The organism is Chryseobacterium oranimense (genome assembly GCF_900129755.1).
Lineage (GTDB): Bacteria > Bacteroidota > Bacteroidia > Flavobacteriales > Weeksellaceae > Chryseobacterium > Chryseobacterium oranimense.
Map to the genome: position 1 here is coordinate 300134 of NZ_FQWT01000004.1, position 14891 is coordinate 315024.

13 protein-coding genes are annotated in these 14891 nt (G+C 38.4%); 11 read left to right on the forward strand and 2 right to left on the reverse strand.

What is annotated here, in order from left to right; genetic code table 11:
- The first annotated feature begins 28 nt into the window (after positions 1-28).
- From BUB03_RS14365 to BUB03_RS14400, 8 genes are all read left to right on the forward strand, one after another.
- On the forward strand, positions 29-757 hold the full coding sequence (locus tag BUB03_RS14365) for a pirin family protein (protein WP_073064329.1): 729 nt from the start codon (positions 29-31) through the stop codon (positions 755-757).
- A gap of 131 nt (positions 758-888) precedes the next feature.
- A complete protein-coding gene (locus BUB03_RS14370; RefSeq protein WP_040996137.1) occupies positions 889-1440 on the forward strand; it encodes an NADPH-dependent FMN reductase in 552 nt (183 codons plus the stop codon).
- 304 nt (positions 1441-1744) lie between these two features.
- A complete protein-coding gene (gene purM, locus BUB03_RS14375; protein ID WP_073064332.1) occupies positions 1745-2737 on the forward strand; it encodes a phosphoribosylformylglycinamidine cyclo-ligase in 993 nt (330 codons plus the stop codon).
- Positions 2738-2813: 76 nt separating this feature from the next.
- Positions 2814-3383 carry a phosphoribosylglycinamide formyltransferase gene (purN, locus tag BUB03_RS14380; protein WP_040996141.1) on the forward strand — a complete coding sequence of 190 codons (570 nt, stop codon included), beginning with the start codon at positions 2814-2816 and terminating at the stop codon, positions 3381-3383.
- A gap of 201 nt (positions 3384-3584) precedes the next feature.
- Positions 3585-5102, forward strand: a complete 1518-nt coding sequence (gene purH / locus BUB03_RS14385; protein WP_073064335.1) for a bifunctional phosphoribosylaminoimidazolecarboxamide formyltransferase/IMP cyclohydrolase — start codon at positions 3585-3587, stop codon at positions 5100-5102.
- Positions 5103-5190: 88 nt separating this feature from the next.
- Positions 5191-6429 (forward strand): phosphoribosylamine--glycine ligase, encoded by a 1239-nt coding sequence (gene purD, locus BUB03_RS14390; protein WP_040996143.1) that lies wholly within the window; start codon positions 5191-5193, stop codon positions 6427-6429.
- A 163-nt stretch (positions 6430-6592) separates the two neighbouring features.
- A complete protein-coding gene (gene guaA / locus BUB03_RS14395) occupies positions 6593-8122 on the forward strand; it encodes a glutamine-hydrolyzing GMP synthase (protein ID WP_073064338.1) in 1530 nt (509 codons plus the stop codon).
- Between the two features lie 461 nt (positions 8123-8583).
- Positions 8584-10092: a carbon-nitrogen hydrolase family protein gene (locus BUB03_RS14400; RefSeq protein WP_073064341.1), complete on the forward strand. Its 1509-nt coding sequence runs from the start codon at positions 8584-8586 to the stop codon at positions 10090-10092.
- 95 nt (positions 10093-10187) lie between these two features.
- On the opposite strand, the gene BUB03_RS21920 is transcribed toward BUB03_RS14400, so the two are convergent.
- Positions 10188-10352 (reverse strand): hypothetical protein, encoded by a 165-nt coding sequence (locus tag BUB03_RS21920; RefSeq protein WP_167409427.1) that lies wholly within the window; start codon positions 10350-10352, stop codon positions 10188-10190.
- Positions 10353-10545: 193 nt separating this feature from the next.
- Here BUB03_RS21920 and BUB03_RS14405 point away from each other — a divergent pair, with 193 nt between their 5' ends.
- The 3 genes from BUB03_RS14405 to BUB03_RS14415 all read left to right on the forward strand — a co-directional run bounded on the left by BUB03_RS14405 (position 10546) and on the right by BUB03_RS14415 (position 14145).
- Positions 10546-10749, forward strand: coding sequence for a cold-shock protein (locus BUB03_RS14405; RefSeq protein WP_139258864.1), 204 nt, complete (start codon positions 10546-10548; stop codon positions 10747-10749).
- 187 nt (positions 10750-10936) lie between these two features.
- Positions 10937-12586, forward strand: coding sequence for an ABC1 kinase family protein (locus tag BUB03_RS14410; protein WP_073064343.1), 1650 nt, complete (start codon positions 10937-10939; stop codon positions 12584-12586).
- 206 nt (positions 12587-12792) lie between these two features.
- A complete protein-coding gene (locus BUB03_RS14415; protein WP_073064345.1) occupies positions 12793-14145 on the forward strand; it encodes a DEAD/DEAH box helicase in 1353 nt (450 codons plus the stop codon).
- Positions 14146-14180: 35 nt separating this feature from the next.
- On the opposite strand, the gene BUB03_RS14420 is transcribed toward BUB03_RS14415, so the two are convergent.
- On the reverse strand, positions 14181-14837 hold the full coding sequence (locus BUB03_RS14420; protein ID WP_073064348.1) for a GDSL-type esterase/lipase family protein: 657 nt from the start codon (positions 14835-14837) through the stop codon (positions 14181-14183).
- Positions 14838-14891: the final 54 nt, after the last annotated feature.

A 14891-nucleotide genomic window follows, 5' to 3' on the forward strand; every position in this document is an offset into this window, starting at 1 on the left:
CTACTTTTGTACCATAAATAATCACAATATGAAAACAGTATATCATAAAGCAGATTCAAGAGGCCATGCGGATCATGGATGGTTAAACAGCTACCATACCTTCAGCTTTGCCAACTATCAGAATAAAGACAGAACGAACTTCGGGGTATTAAGAGTTTTAAATGATGATACCGTTTCTCAGGGAATGGGATTTGGTACCCACCCGCACAGGGATATGGAAATCATTTCTATTCCTCTGGAAGGAGACCTGGAGCATAAAGATTCAATGGGAACCACTGCCGTGATCAAAAAAGGAGAGATCCAGGTAATGAGTGCGGGAACAGGTGTAATGCATAGCGAATACAACAAAAATAAAGATGAAGCGGTAAAATTTCTTCAGATCTGGATATTTCCCAAAGAACTGAATGTTGAGCCGAGGTATGACCAGAAAAGCATCAAAGAAGGTGAAAAAATTAACGGGTTCCAGCAGATTTTGTCTCCCAATAAAAACGATGACGGCGTTTGGATTCATCAGGATGCCTGGTTTAATCTGGCGAATTTTAAAGCCGGAAACGGTAAAAACTATATGCTGAACAAAAAAGGAAACGGTGTTTATGCATTTGTTTTAAAGGGAAGCGCCAAAGTAGGAGACAGAATCATGAACGAAAGAGACGGTCTTGGAATCTGGGATACCCAGAGCTTCAACATTGAAGCCGTGGAAGATACAGAAATCCTGTTAATGGAAGTCCCAATGGAACTGCCGGCATATTTAAAATAATAAAAAATAATGATTGTCCTGTTTTTGAATGTCAATACCTTTGTGATCTTTAAAAATAGGACATTCATTAAAAAAACTTAGCGATCTTTGCAGTAAAAACAGAACACAATATAAATTAAAATAGACAATACATGAAAGTTTTAGCAATAGCAGGAAGCAACTCGGAAGTTTCCATGAACAGACAGCTGGTAGCCTACGCATCATCACTTTTCGAAAATGCAGAAGTAGAAGTAATAGACCTGAACCCTTTTGAAATGCCTATCTATAAGCATGAAAGAGAACTTACGGGTGGAGTTCCGCAGCAGGCCCATGATTTTGCATCAAAAATTGATGGAGCTAATATTCTTTTGGTTTCATTGCCTGAGCATAACGGAACTTATTCTACAGCATTTAAAAATGTTTTTGACTGGGTGTCCAGAATTAAAGACAGAACCGTATGGAATGAAGTGCCTATGTTGCTGATGTCTGCTGCCCCGGGAGGTAGAGGCGGAGCAGGAGTTTTGGAAGCTGCAACCAAGCGTTTTCCTTTCCACGGGGGAAATATTGTAGAAACTTTTTCACTTCCTTTCTTTAATGACAACTTTGATAAAGCTGAGCAAAAAATCTCTAATGAAGAGAAAAACAGCGAATTAAAGGAAAAAATAAAGAAGATGGCGGCCCTTGAAACGATCCTTGAAAAATAGAGTTTGAATATTAATTTAAAATTACTATTTTTGCAAAAAGAAAAAAGATGAAAATTCAGACCACTTTTAAAGAATGTTTTTCAAAGAAAGGGAAAACTATGGGCTCTGAAATTCTGAGATAAAATAACGGCCGATAATCTACCAAGATTGTCGGCTTTTTTATTTTCTAAATTTGAATAAAAAGTAAATAGAAATAAATGTACCAGTATATCAATGTATCAATATATCAGTTTTTGGGTTTCCCAAACAATATGATTGTTACATTGTTAGACTGATAAATTGCTACATTATAAAATTATTAAGCATGAGCAACACTTACAAATCAGCAGGCGTAGACAAAGAAGAAGGATACAAAACGGTTGACAAGATCAAGAAAGCAGTGGGAGAAACCCATAATTCAAACGTATTGAACCACCTGGGAAGTTTTGGTGCTTTCTATGAAATCGGAGGATACAAAAATCCTGTACTGGTTTCCGGAACAGACGGTGTGGGAACAAAGCTGAAAGTAGCCCTGGATACCAAACAATACGACTCTATCGGTATCGATTGCTTTGCCATGTGTGCCAATGATATCCTGTGCCACGGTGCAAAACCTTTATTCTTTTTAGATTATCTTGCTTGCGGAAAGCTTGATTCTGAAATCGCTGCCGAAATCGTTCTTGGAATGGTAAAAGCATGTAAAGATAACAACTGTGCACTGATTGGTGGAGAAACTGCCGAAATGCCCGGAATGTATCAGGCCGGAGATTATGATGTAGCTGGATTCTGTGTAGGAATCGTTGAAAAAGACCAGATCATTGACGGTTCTGCGATCAAAGCCGGAAATAAGATTATAGCTCTGCCAAGTTCAGGATTCCACTCCAATGGGTTTTCACTGGTAAGAAAAGTATTCCCGAATTTCGAAGAAGAATTTGAAGGAAAACCTTTATACGAAACCCTTTTGGTACCTACAAGACTTTATTACCAGGACATTCACAAAGTTTTGGAAGAAGTTAAAGTTTCAGGGATTGCCCATATTACAGGAGGCGGTCTTTATGAGAATGTACCAAGAATTATCCCGGAAGGATTATGTGCTTCCATCGATGCAGCTAAGATTAAAATTCCTAGTATCATGACCGAGCTTGAGAAAAGAGGTGGAGTATCCCGTGAAGAAATGTTCGGAACCTTCAATATGGGAGTAGGGATGATCATCGTTTTAGATGCCGATCATGCTGAAAAAGTATTACACCTTTTAGATGATGCTTACGAAATAGGAGAGATCACGGAAGGAAACGAAAAGATTAATTTAGCAATATAACAATTGATCAATGTACCGGCGTACCAATTAAATTTATTGTTACATTGTTAGACTGATACATTGTTACATTAACAATATGAAGAACATTGTTGTACTCGTTTCAGGTTCCGGAACCAATCTGCAAAGGATCATAGATACTATTGATAACGGAGAGATCCAGAATGCAAAAGTAACTTTGGTGGTGGCAGACAGAGAATGTTACGGACTTGAAAGAGCAAAAAACCATAAAATAGAAAACATCCTGATCCCAAGAGGGAAGAATTTCAGCAGTGAATTGGCGAATGTGATCCCAACAGATACGGACCTGATCGTATTGGCCGGGTTCTTATCCATTCTGAAGCCTGAATTCTGTGAGAAATGGAACGGTAAAATTATCAATATCCATCCGGCTTTGCTTCCGAAATTCGGAGGAAAAGGAATGTGGGGGCATCATGTTCATCATGCGGTGATTGAAGCCAGAGAAAAAGAAAGCGGAGCAACAGTACATTTTGTAACCTCCGGAATTGATGAAGGTGAAGTTATTCTTCAGAAAGCATTTGAAGTTACAGAAGAAGATACTCCGGAAACCATAGCAGAAAAAGTACACCATATTGAATACGAAATATTTCCAAAAGCGATCAACAAAGTATTGGGAAACAATTCGTAGGATCATATTCCCCTCCCTCGGAAGGGCAAAAATTCAAAGAATTTTTGACGGGGTGGTCATATACCAAAGTATAAAAAAAACACATTAGATTTTTAAAAATATTTCGAAAAAGCTAAAAAATCTAAGTAAAATAAAGTAAACCGGAGGTGAAAGACCCGGCTACAGTTTGAAATAACTGTAAAAAGTAAAAAATTGAAAGTAATGAGTAAAAAGAGAGTTTTAATCAGTGTTTCTGACAAAAGCGGATTGATCGAATTCGCCCGGTTCTTGGAAGCCCAGAATTATGAGTTGATTTCTACGGGAGGAACGTTCAAACATTTGAAAGATGCTGGTTTAAATCCGATTCAGATCGATGAAGTGACCAATTTCCCTGAAATGCTGGATGGAAGAGTAAAAACCCTTCACCCGAAAGTTCACGGAGGCCTTTTGGCTGTACGTGCCAACGAAGAGCATATGAAAACCGTTCAGGAACACGGAATAGAGCTGATCGATATGGTTATTGTGAACCTTTATCCTTTCTTTGAAAATGTAAACAAAGACATTTCTTTACATGAAAAAGTAGAGTTTATCGATATCGGAGGCCCTTCAATGCTTCGTTCTGCAGCTAAGAATTTCGATTCTGTTACCGTAATTACCGATGTGGAAGATTACGCAACCGTAAGACTGGAAATGGAACAGAACGGTGATTCGTACATCGAAACCCGTAAAAAACTTGCCGGAAAAGTATTCAACCTGACTTCAGCGTATGATGCTGCTATCTCCAGAATGCTTTTAGATGAAGAATATCCGACTTATCTTAATGCATCTTACAAAAAAGTATCCGACCTAAGATACGGCGAAAACCCTCACCAGACTGCTGCTTATTACGTTTCAACATTCGAGAACGGAGCAATGAAAGATTTCGAACAGCTTGGCGGTAAAGAGCTTTCCTTCAATAACCTTCGTGATATGGACCTTTGCTGGAAAGTAGTCACTGAGTTTAAAGAAGAAATGGCTTGCTGCGCTGTGAAACATTCCACTCCTTGTGGTGTAGCCATCGGAACTTCAGCTCTGGAAACTTACCAGAAGACTTTCGAATGTGATCCGGTTTCCATCTTTGGCGGAATTGTTGCAATGAACTACAAAATCGATGCAGCAACAGCTGAAGAGCTGAACAAAACGTTCCTTGAGATCGTAGTGGCTCCGGATTTTGATGAAGAAGCTCTTGAAGTTTTAAGAAAAAAGAAAAACCTTAGAATCATAAAGATTATAAACCCTGTTTCCGACAAGCAGACGTGGGTGAAGATCGATGGTGGTATCCTGGTACAGGATAACGATACCCATTTTTCTGACGACATTAAAGTGGTAACCAATGTACAGCCTTCAGAAGAGCAGAAAAAAGCCCTTCTATTCTCCCAGAGAGTTGTGAAGTATGTAAAATCAAACGCCATTGTGGTTTCCAACGGTATTCAGGCCTTCGGAATCGGTGGCGGACAGGTGAACAGAATCTGGGCAACCGAACAGGCCATTGAAAGAGCAAAAGAGAAATTCTCAGGAGATCTTGTTTTGGCTTCCGATGCATTTTTCCCTTTCCGTGATGTAGTAGATTTCTGCGCCAAAGAAGGGATCAAAGCCATCATCCAGCCGGGTGGAAGTGTAAAAGACCAGGACAGTATAGATGCTGCCAACGAGCACGGTATCCCAATGATGTTTACCGGAGTAAGACATTTTTTACACTAATTAAAATAGAATTAAAAAATAATTTGGGATTGTATTTATAGCATTCAAAATTATATATTTGTAAAATAGACTAGATAATAAATAAAGTATGAGAATATTAATCATAGGTGAAGGCGGTAGAGAATCTGCTTTAGCGGCAAAGCTTCAGAATGACCCGAGAATTTCTAAAATGTTTTTTGCTAATGGTAATGCTACCACCGATGTAATAGGGAAAAATGTTCATTTGTCAGAGATCAAGGAATTAAGAGATTTTGCGATCAAAGAAAAGGTAGACCTTACAATCGTAGGTCCTGAAGCCCCTCTTGTAGCAGGACTTAAGGATGAATTCAAAAAACACGATCTTAAAGTTTTCGGTCCGAACCAAAAAGTAGCAAGCCTGGAAGGAAGTAAGGCTTTCTCTAAGAAATTTATGCAGACCTATGATATCAAAACAGCTAAAGCTGTAGTATTTGATTCATACAACGACGCTAAAGAATATGTTCAGACACAGCAGTATCCTTTAGTGATTAAGGCAAGCGGTCTGGCAGGCGGAAAAGGGGTGGTAATCTGTGACAACCTTGAAGAAGCTGAAGCTACGATCCACGACTTCATGATCAGAAGAATCTATGGAGATGCCGGAATCCGTCTGGTTATTGAAGAATATTTAGAAGGTTTTGAGGCTTCAATCATTGCATTCTCAAACGGTGAAAAAATCTTCCCTTGTATTGCGGCAAAAGATTACAAAAAAGCCGGAAACGGTGATACGGGACCTAATACAGGAGGTATGGGATCTGTAGCTCCAAGCCCTGATTTTACACAGGAACATTATGCAGATTTTGAACAGAATATCTTACAGCCTACCATCAACGGTCTTAAAGGAGAAGGGTTCAGCTTCAAAGGAATCATTTTCTTCGGATTGATGGTTACTAAGAACGGAACTTACCTTCTTGAATACAACATGAGATTCGGAGATCCTGAAACTCAGGTACTGATGGCATTGATGGAGAACAATCTTCTTGATGTGATCCAGGACTGCATGGAAGGAAAAGACATCCAGCTTAAGTTTAAAGACGAAAAAGCAGTATGCCTTGTGATGTGTTCGGGAGGTTATCCTAGAAATATCGAAACAGGGTACGAAATTGTAGGGGAGGACAAAATGAAACATGCTAAACTTCTGTATGCCGGCGCTGTAAGAAAAGGCGACAAAGTGGTTTCCAACGGCGGAAGAGTTCTGAATATCGTGGCTACGGGGGCTACTTACGACGATGCCCGCAAAAAAGTTTACGAAGACGCAAGTCATATACATTTCGATTACGGTTTCTACAGAGAAGACATCGGAAAGTTTTAAAATAAATCACGAAAAAAGATTTGGAAAATTTCCAAGTCTTTTTTTGTAAAACAATTAAGTAAGCAATAGGCTTTAGACCTATTATAATAAAAAGCTTACTGCCTCGGGCTTATTGCCTGAAGCTTTTAACATCATTTATCAATCATCAATTATCATTTATAAAATGAACAACGGTATTATCATATTAGATTTCGGATCACAGTACAACCAGCTTATCGGAAGAAGAATCCGTGAAATGGGTGTATATTCTGAAATTCTCCCTTTTAACACGCCTTTACAGGATATTTTAGCCAGACAGCCAAAAGGAATCATCCTTTCCGGAGGACCAAGCTCTGTGAATGCAGAAAATGCTCACCTTGTTGAAAAAGAACTGTATGAACAGGGAGTTCCTGTTCTGGGAATTTGCTACGGAATGCAGCTTACAGCACACCTTTTAGGAGGAAAAGTAAACAAAGGAGAAAAAGGGGAGTATGGAAAAGCTCACTTGGATATCATTAAAGAAAGTTCTTTACTAAAAGGAGTTACCCAGAATTCTATCGTATGGATGAGCCACTTTGACGAAGTAGGAGAGATGCCTGCAGGTTTTGAATTGAATGCAAAATCAGGGGTAATGGCTTCCATGTCCAATGAAGACAGAAAAATTTATTGCGTTCAGTTCCACCCGGAAGTTTCCCATACAGAAGAAGGCGGGAAAATGCTTGAAAACTTTGTTTTCGCAATCTGTAATGCTGAAAAAAACTGGAAACTGACGAACTATATCGATAAAACAGTTGAAGAGATCCGTGAAAAGGTAGGAGATAATAAAGTTATCCTCGGACTTTCAGGAGGGGTTGATTCTTCTGTAGCTGCGGTTTTAATTCACAAAGCTATCGGTGATCAGCTGACATGTATCTTTGTAGACACCGGATTATTAAGAAAAGATGAAGGCAAAAAAGTAATGGATAACTATGGAGAACATTTCCATATGAACATTAAAATGGTGGATGCTAAAGAAAGATTCCTTTCAAAATTAACTGGAGTAGACGATCCGGAGGCGAAGAGAAAAATCATCGGAAACGAATTTATTCATGTTTTTGATGAAGAATCCCATAAAATTGAAGGCGCTAAATTCTTAGCTCAGGGAACCATTTATCCTGACGTTATCGAAAGCCAGTCTGTTAACGGACCATCTGCCGTGATCAAATCACACCACAATGTAGGAGGGCTTCCTGAAGACATGGAATTCGAATTGTTAGAGCCATTGAGAGAGCTTTTCAAGGATGAAGTAAGAAAAGTAGGTGAGGAGTTAGGTATTCCACATCATTTGGTACACAGACATCCATTCCCTGGCCCTGGATTAGGAATCAGGGTATTGGGAGCTGTAGATGCAGAAAAAGTAAGAATCCTTCAGGAAGCAGATGATATTTTCATCGAAGAATTATATAAAAACGATCTTTACGAAAAAGTATCTCAGGCTTTCGTTGTCCTTCTTCCTGTAAAATCTGTAGGAGTAATGGGTGATGAAAGAACTTACGAATATACAGCAGTAGTTCGTTCTGCCAACACGATCGACTTTATGACCGCAACATGGAGCAGACTTCCTTACGAGTTCTTAGATACTGTTTCAAGCAGAATTATCAATGAAGTAAGAGGAATTAACAGAGTCGCTTACGATATTTCAAGCAAACCGCCTGCGACTATTGAGTGGGAGTAATTTTTGACTTGAATTAATAATATAAATCCTGCCCGTTTGGGTGGGATTTTTTGTTAAAACTGTTTTAATGAAAAAATGATCAGTAAAATATTTAAAGCAATTAATAAGCAATACACCAGTTTGAAGAGTATATGCTTATGGAAAATAGTATAATTTATTAACATTGTGATCATTAAATAAAAGTAAATAAAACTTTTTGCTTCCTGTGGTTTTATTTCAGATGCTGAAAACAAGTTAAGATTGTGTGAAACATTGATAGATGTGTCAGCATAAAAAATTCTTAAAATAAAAATAATGGTGATACTTATAGCTAGGATTAATGCATAGAATTTCCTTTATAAAAGAGTAATTATAGGATTTTAATGATATCCATTGTTAAGTTTATTTAAATGATTTGAAAAGTACTTCCTTCAAGAATTTAAGTAAAATATTTTCCCTAAATTTAAGTAAAATTACGTCAAATGCAAATAGAAACGAGACCCCTGACGGTTCAGGATTATGATGAACTGGTCATTACAATGAAGCGTGCTTACCCCCAGATGTCAGAATCGATATGGTCTAAAAAAAGCATCGAAAAACTTACCAAAATATTTCCTAAAGGACAGATCTGCATTACGGTAGACGGAAAACTCGCTGCTGTAGCCCTTTCCATTATTGTCAATTATGATGATTTTGGGGATGATCATACTTATGTGGATATTACCGGAAATTATACATTCAATACCCATTCATCAACCGGAAATGTACTTTATGGAATAGAGGTTTTTGTAGATCCTGAGTTTCGTGAACTGCGTTTAGGAAGAAGACTCTACGATGCCAGAAAAGAATTATGTGAGCTGCTTAATCTCAAATCCATTATTCTGGGCGGGAGAATTCCGAACTATCATAAATACAGCAACGAATTGTCCCCAAGGGAATACATCCGCAGGGTAAGAGACAAGGAAATCTATGATCCCGTACTGTCTTTCCAGCTTTCCAATAATTTTTTACCGATAAAGATTCTCAAAAAATACCTTCCTGAGGATGAATCATCACTGGAAAATGCCGTTTTGCTCCAGTGGAACAATATTTATTACAGCAAAAAGCCCAACACTATGCAGGACAGTATCATCCGTCTCGGACTGGTACAGTGGCAGATGAGGCATTTTAAAAATATCGATGCTTTTTATGAGCAGGTAGAGTTTTTTGTGAATGTAATGGGAGATTATAAATCCGACTTTGTTCTTTTTCCAGAGCTTTTCAATACACCGCTGTTGGCTCCGTTCAATAAACTTTCGGAAAGAGACAGCATGATAGAGCTGGCTAAACTCAGTGAAGAGATCAAGAACAGGATTTCCGAACTCGCCATCAGCTACAATGTCAATATTATTTCTGGAAGTATGCCCGTTTTTGAAACTGAGACCAATGACCTTTATAATGTAAGCTATTTACTCCATCGTGATGGCCGTATCGATGAATACCGTAAAATTCATATCACGCCGAACGAAAGAAAATATTACGGAATGAAAGGTGGAAACGAAATCCGTGTCTTTGATACCGACTGCGGGAAAATAGGCCTTGTCATATGTTACGACGTCGAATTTCCCGAGCTTCCTAGAATTCTGGCAGATCAGGGAATGAAAATTCTCTTTGTTCCTTACCTTACCGATACTCAGAATGCCTATATCAGGGTACGTCACTGCGCCGCAGCAAGAGCGATTGAAAATGAATGTTATGTTGCTATTGCAGGCTGTGTAGGGAACCTTCCGGGTGTGAATAATATGGATATCCAGTTCGGGCAGGCCGCTGTGTTCACTCCTTCGGATTTTGCCTTCCCATCCAATGCTGTGAAAGGAGAAGCGACTCCTAATACGGAAATGACCCTTATTGTAGACGTTGACCTTAATCTTTTGAAAGACCTTCACCACCACGGCTCCGTCCAGGTAATGAATGACCGCAGAAAAGATCTCTATGAAACCTACCTTAAATAACCTTTAAAGAAATATCCTGTCCGTTTGGGCAGGATATTTTAAAATAAAAAAGAGCAGATCGATGCCTGCTCTATGTTGAAATTGAATTCAGATTTTTACAAATACTGAGGGCAAACTACGGCCGGGCATATCAGTCTTGGACATCTAGGTCTTCCGTCGGTAGGGCAGCATTCGTTTGAACAGTTGCCGATAATAATACCGCTTCCGTTAATTCCTTTTAATTGCTCTCTTGAAAGTTTGTTGTTACGTAAATTTTTCATTTTTTAATATTTATAGGTTAGTTTGGAATTTGTAGCTATAAAGATAAAAAAATCCTGTAAATAATATAATTTTTTCTTTGAATTTAAAATAAAATATCTGGCGATTAGCGAAAAATAATTGAAGAATATATGTTTTTTTTCAACATGTTCTTAAAAATTTATTATCTTCACTAATCAATTTAAATAAAATATAATGACAGGAACAGTAAAATGGTTTAACGAAACAAAAGGTTTTGGTTTTATTACACCAGACGGAGGCGGAAATGATATTTTTTGCCATCATACAGCCATTCAGGCATCAGGCCTTAGATCTTTAAAAGAAGGACAAGCTGTAGAGTTTGACCTTAAGGATGGTAAAAAAGGACCTGAAGCAGACAATGTTAAAGTAGTAGGATAATAGCCTTATTAAGATATTGTTAAAGAAAGCTGCCCTTTAAGGCAGCTTTTTTCATAAACGCATAGATCATTACTTTTCAGTCAGGTTTTTATTACAGAAAGTGAGTTCGGTTACTGTGAACCAATTTCAAATAAAATAGCAATAGGAACAATTTTTGGAGTAATTTGCAGCAACTATTTAGAAATATATGTTTGATAAGCAGCAAAGAAAACTGAAAAGATCGGCCAGACTTATTTCCGTACTCAGTAAATACGGGTTTAAAGATATGCTGGCGAGGATGAATACAGGGAATAAACAGGAACCGGTTTCTGTTGATCCGGATGAGGTTATTTCTAAAGGAACAGTATATGAAAGGATCAGGCTTGTCCTGGAAGAGCTTGGACCTACATTTGTAAAGCTGGGACAGACGTTCAGCAACAGGGAAGACCTTCTTCCGCCAGAGCTTATTCAGGAACTGCAGAAACTTCAGGATAAAGTAGATACCGTGGATATGGACGTTGAAGAAATCCTGGAAAATGAGTTCAACATATCCGTTAAAGATCATTTTCAGGAAATTCAGAAACAGCCTTTAGCCACTGCCTCGATCGCTCAGGTTTATAAAGCGGTTTTGCTGGATGGAAGTCCTGTGATCCTTAAACTAAAAAAATCCGATGTACAGGCGGTAATTGAAGATGATTTACTCCTTATAAAAGATCTTGAGAAAATTGTTTCCGCCTATTCTGAAATTGGAGAAAAACTTAATCTGAAACAGGCTATTTCCACTTTCGAAAAATCTTTGCTGGAAGAAGTTTCCTTAGTCAATGAAAAAGAAAATATCCTGCATTTTGCCCGGAATTTTAAAAATAATAAAGAAACCTATGTTCCCAAAATCTATGAAGAATATTCCAACAACAATATTCTCTGCATGGAATTTATCGACGGGATCAAAGTAACTGATAAAACTGCTCTTTTAGCCCATAATATTGACCCTGTAAAAGTGTCCGAAGTAGGATTAAGGCTGTTTGTGTCCCAGATCCTGGACTATGGATTTTTCCATGCTGATCCGCATGCCGGTAATATTCTGGTAAAAAAAGACGGGAAAATAGTTTTCATTGATTTTGGTGCCGTAGGAAAGATCCAGCCGAACGATAAGGAAATCCTTGAAAGTCTTATTGTAAGCTTTGTGGCTAAAAATTCACATAAGATTGTACGCTATCTTAAAAAAATGGCAGTCAGTTACGAAATTCCTGATGAAAGAAGATTTGAAAACGATGTGGAAGACATTCTGAACTTCGTACACAGTTCATCTCTGCAGGATATCAACGTTCAGGTCATCATCAATAAAATGAAAGATATTCTGAAGGACAACAGGCTCCATATGCCGGATTATTTTTATCTTTTATTTAAAGGAATAAGCCTTATAGAAGGCGTTGGAAGAACGATCAACCCGGATCTGGATATCGTGAAGAGTCTTCATCCTTACACCAGGAAAATCCTGACCAAAAAGATCAAACCCAAAAATCTTTTAAAAACAGGAATGGACAGGATGATGAATTTCACAGATAATGTAGATGAAATTCCCAAAGAGCTCAGATCCGTACTTCAGAAACTGGATGACAACAAATTCACGGTTTCCAGCGAGATTAAAAATATTGAAAAAACCAACCAGCTGATCAAATCAAGTGTGGTCAATTTAATTCTGGCTATGATTTTGGGAGCCAATATCATTGCTACAGCCATTGTTTTTGTTTCAGAATCCGGCCCAAGGATCGGGGAATTGTCTTTGGTTGCGGTTTTAGGCTTTGTATTTTCCGTTATATTGGTTTTAGTGCTTTTACTGAGAGTGACGAGGAAATAAGAAGTGGTTTCGGGTTTTGGGTTACGAGTTCCGAGTTTCGGGTATTGAGTTCCGGGATAAAGGATACAGAACTTAGTTTAGGCTAATGAAATGAAGAATTGTAATTTTCACAACTAATTCTATCTCGCACCTCGCACCTTGAACCTCGTAATTCGAAACCCGAAACTCGAAACTCGAAACCAAATTTAAATACCTATCTTTGCACCATGGAAAAACTCACTTTTGCGGATTTTGACCTGCCGGTTAAAATTCTTGATGTTTTAGCGGATCTGGAATTGTTCGAACCTACACCGATTCAGGAAAAAAGCCTTGGGCCTATACTTTCCGGAAGAGATGTGATGGGCATTGCGCAAACCGGAACCGGAAAAACATTAGCCTATCTTCTGCCCGTTCTTAAAACATGGAAATACAACAAAACAGGGAATCCTACTGTCTTGATCCTTGTTCCTACAAGAGAACTGGTGGTACAGGTTGCTGAAATTGTTGAGAAGCTGACAGAAAATATAACCGCAAGGGTGATCGGAATATATGGCGGGAAAAATATCAATACCCAGAAACTCTTATTTAATGACGGATGCGATATCCTGGTAGGAACTCCGGGAAGGGTAATGGACCTTGCCATTGATAATGCGATTTCATTGAAAGAAGTGCAGAAGCTGATCATTGATGAGTTTGATGAAATGCTGAACCTTGGTTTCAGGCCGCAGCTTACCCACATTTTCGAAATGATGAAGCCGAAGAGACAGAATATTCTTTTCTCTGCTACCATGACGGAAGCTGTGGATGAGATGCTGGACCAATACTTTGCCAGTCCCGTGGAAATTTCCTTGGCAAAATCCGGAACACCTCTTGAAAAAATAGAACAGACCGGTTATAAAGTTGAAAACTTTAATACCAAGATCAATCTTCTTGAACATTTACTGAAGAACAACGAAGACATGTCCAAGGTGCTGATCTTCACCAATAATAAAAAGAATTCTGATCTTCTGTTTGCTAAAATTGATGAGCTTTTCCCTGAACAGTTTGATGTGATTCACTCAAACAAATCTCAGAATTACAGGCTTAAAGCCATGAAAAGATTTGAAAATGAAGAGATCAGAGGACTGATTACTACCGACGTAATGGCCAGAGGTCTTGATATTTCAAATATTACCCACGTCATCAATTTTGAGACTCCTGAAATCCCTGAACAGTACATCCACAGAATAGGAAGAACGGGTAGAGCGGATAAAGATGGTAAAGCGGTTACTTTCGTGACTAAAAAAGAAGAAGCTTCCATTCTTGATATCGAGCTGTTAATGGACAAAGACCTTAAGTTTGCCGATTTCCCTGCAGAAGTGAAAATTAACCCTAAAAAGATCGCTTCTGAAGAGGATGTGGTGATCATGAAAAATCCTGCACAGGTAAAGCTGAATGAAGGAGGAGCTGCATTTCATGAGAAGAAGGACAAGAATAAAAAAGAAAACTGGGGCGGACCATCCAAAAGAAAAGCTCCCAAAAAATTCGGAGCGAACAGGGCCCAGCAGAAAGCCATATCGAAATCTAAAAGAAAGAAATAAAAAAATCCCGTTAAGGGATTTTTTTGTTATAAATATTATTTCATATAAGGTTTCATTACCTTCGCCCAGACGGCATATCCTTCCGGAGTCAGGTGAAGCATATCTTCCACAAAAAGGTCTCTTCTTACATTTCCGCTGGCATCCTCCATCGCTTTTGTAATATCAATGAATTCGGCATTAGGCTCTTTTTTCATGAAAGCGGCAATTTTTTTATTCGTTTCCTTCATCTTTGGCCAAAGAATTTCGCGGCTTGGCGAATATTTTATGGAAATAAAATCGACCTCGATATTGGGGAATCTTTCACGGATCTTTTTATAGAATGTTTTAAATCTGTTGACCACTACCTTGGCTTTCAGGTCATGATTATCCGCAAAATCATTATCACCACAGTAGATAATGATCTGTTTAGGCTGGTAGGGGCTTAAAAGATCATCTGAAAAGTAATTCAGGTCTGTTAATCTTGATCCTCCGAAACCTCTGTTGATGATTGTTTTTCCGGGGAAATAGCTGGCGACATCCGTCCATTTGGTGAAGGAGGAGCTTCCAATCAATAAGATAGCATCTTTAGGCGGTGGATTGTCCTGATCAGCTTTTTTGAAATTCTGAATGTCCTGCCAGAACATCGGTTTTTTGTCCTGTGAAAAGGATAGGGTGAAATACAGCAACAGGAATGCTGAAAGAATCTTCTTCATTGTAATCAATTTTAAATATCTTATAAATGTAATAAAAAACTCCCGATAAAATCG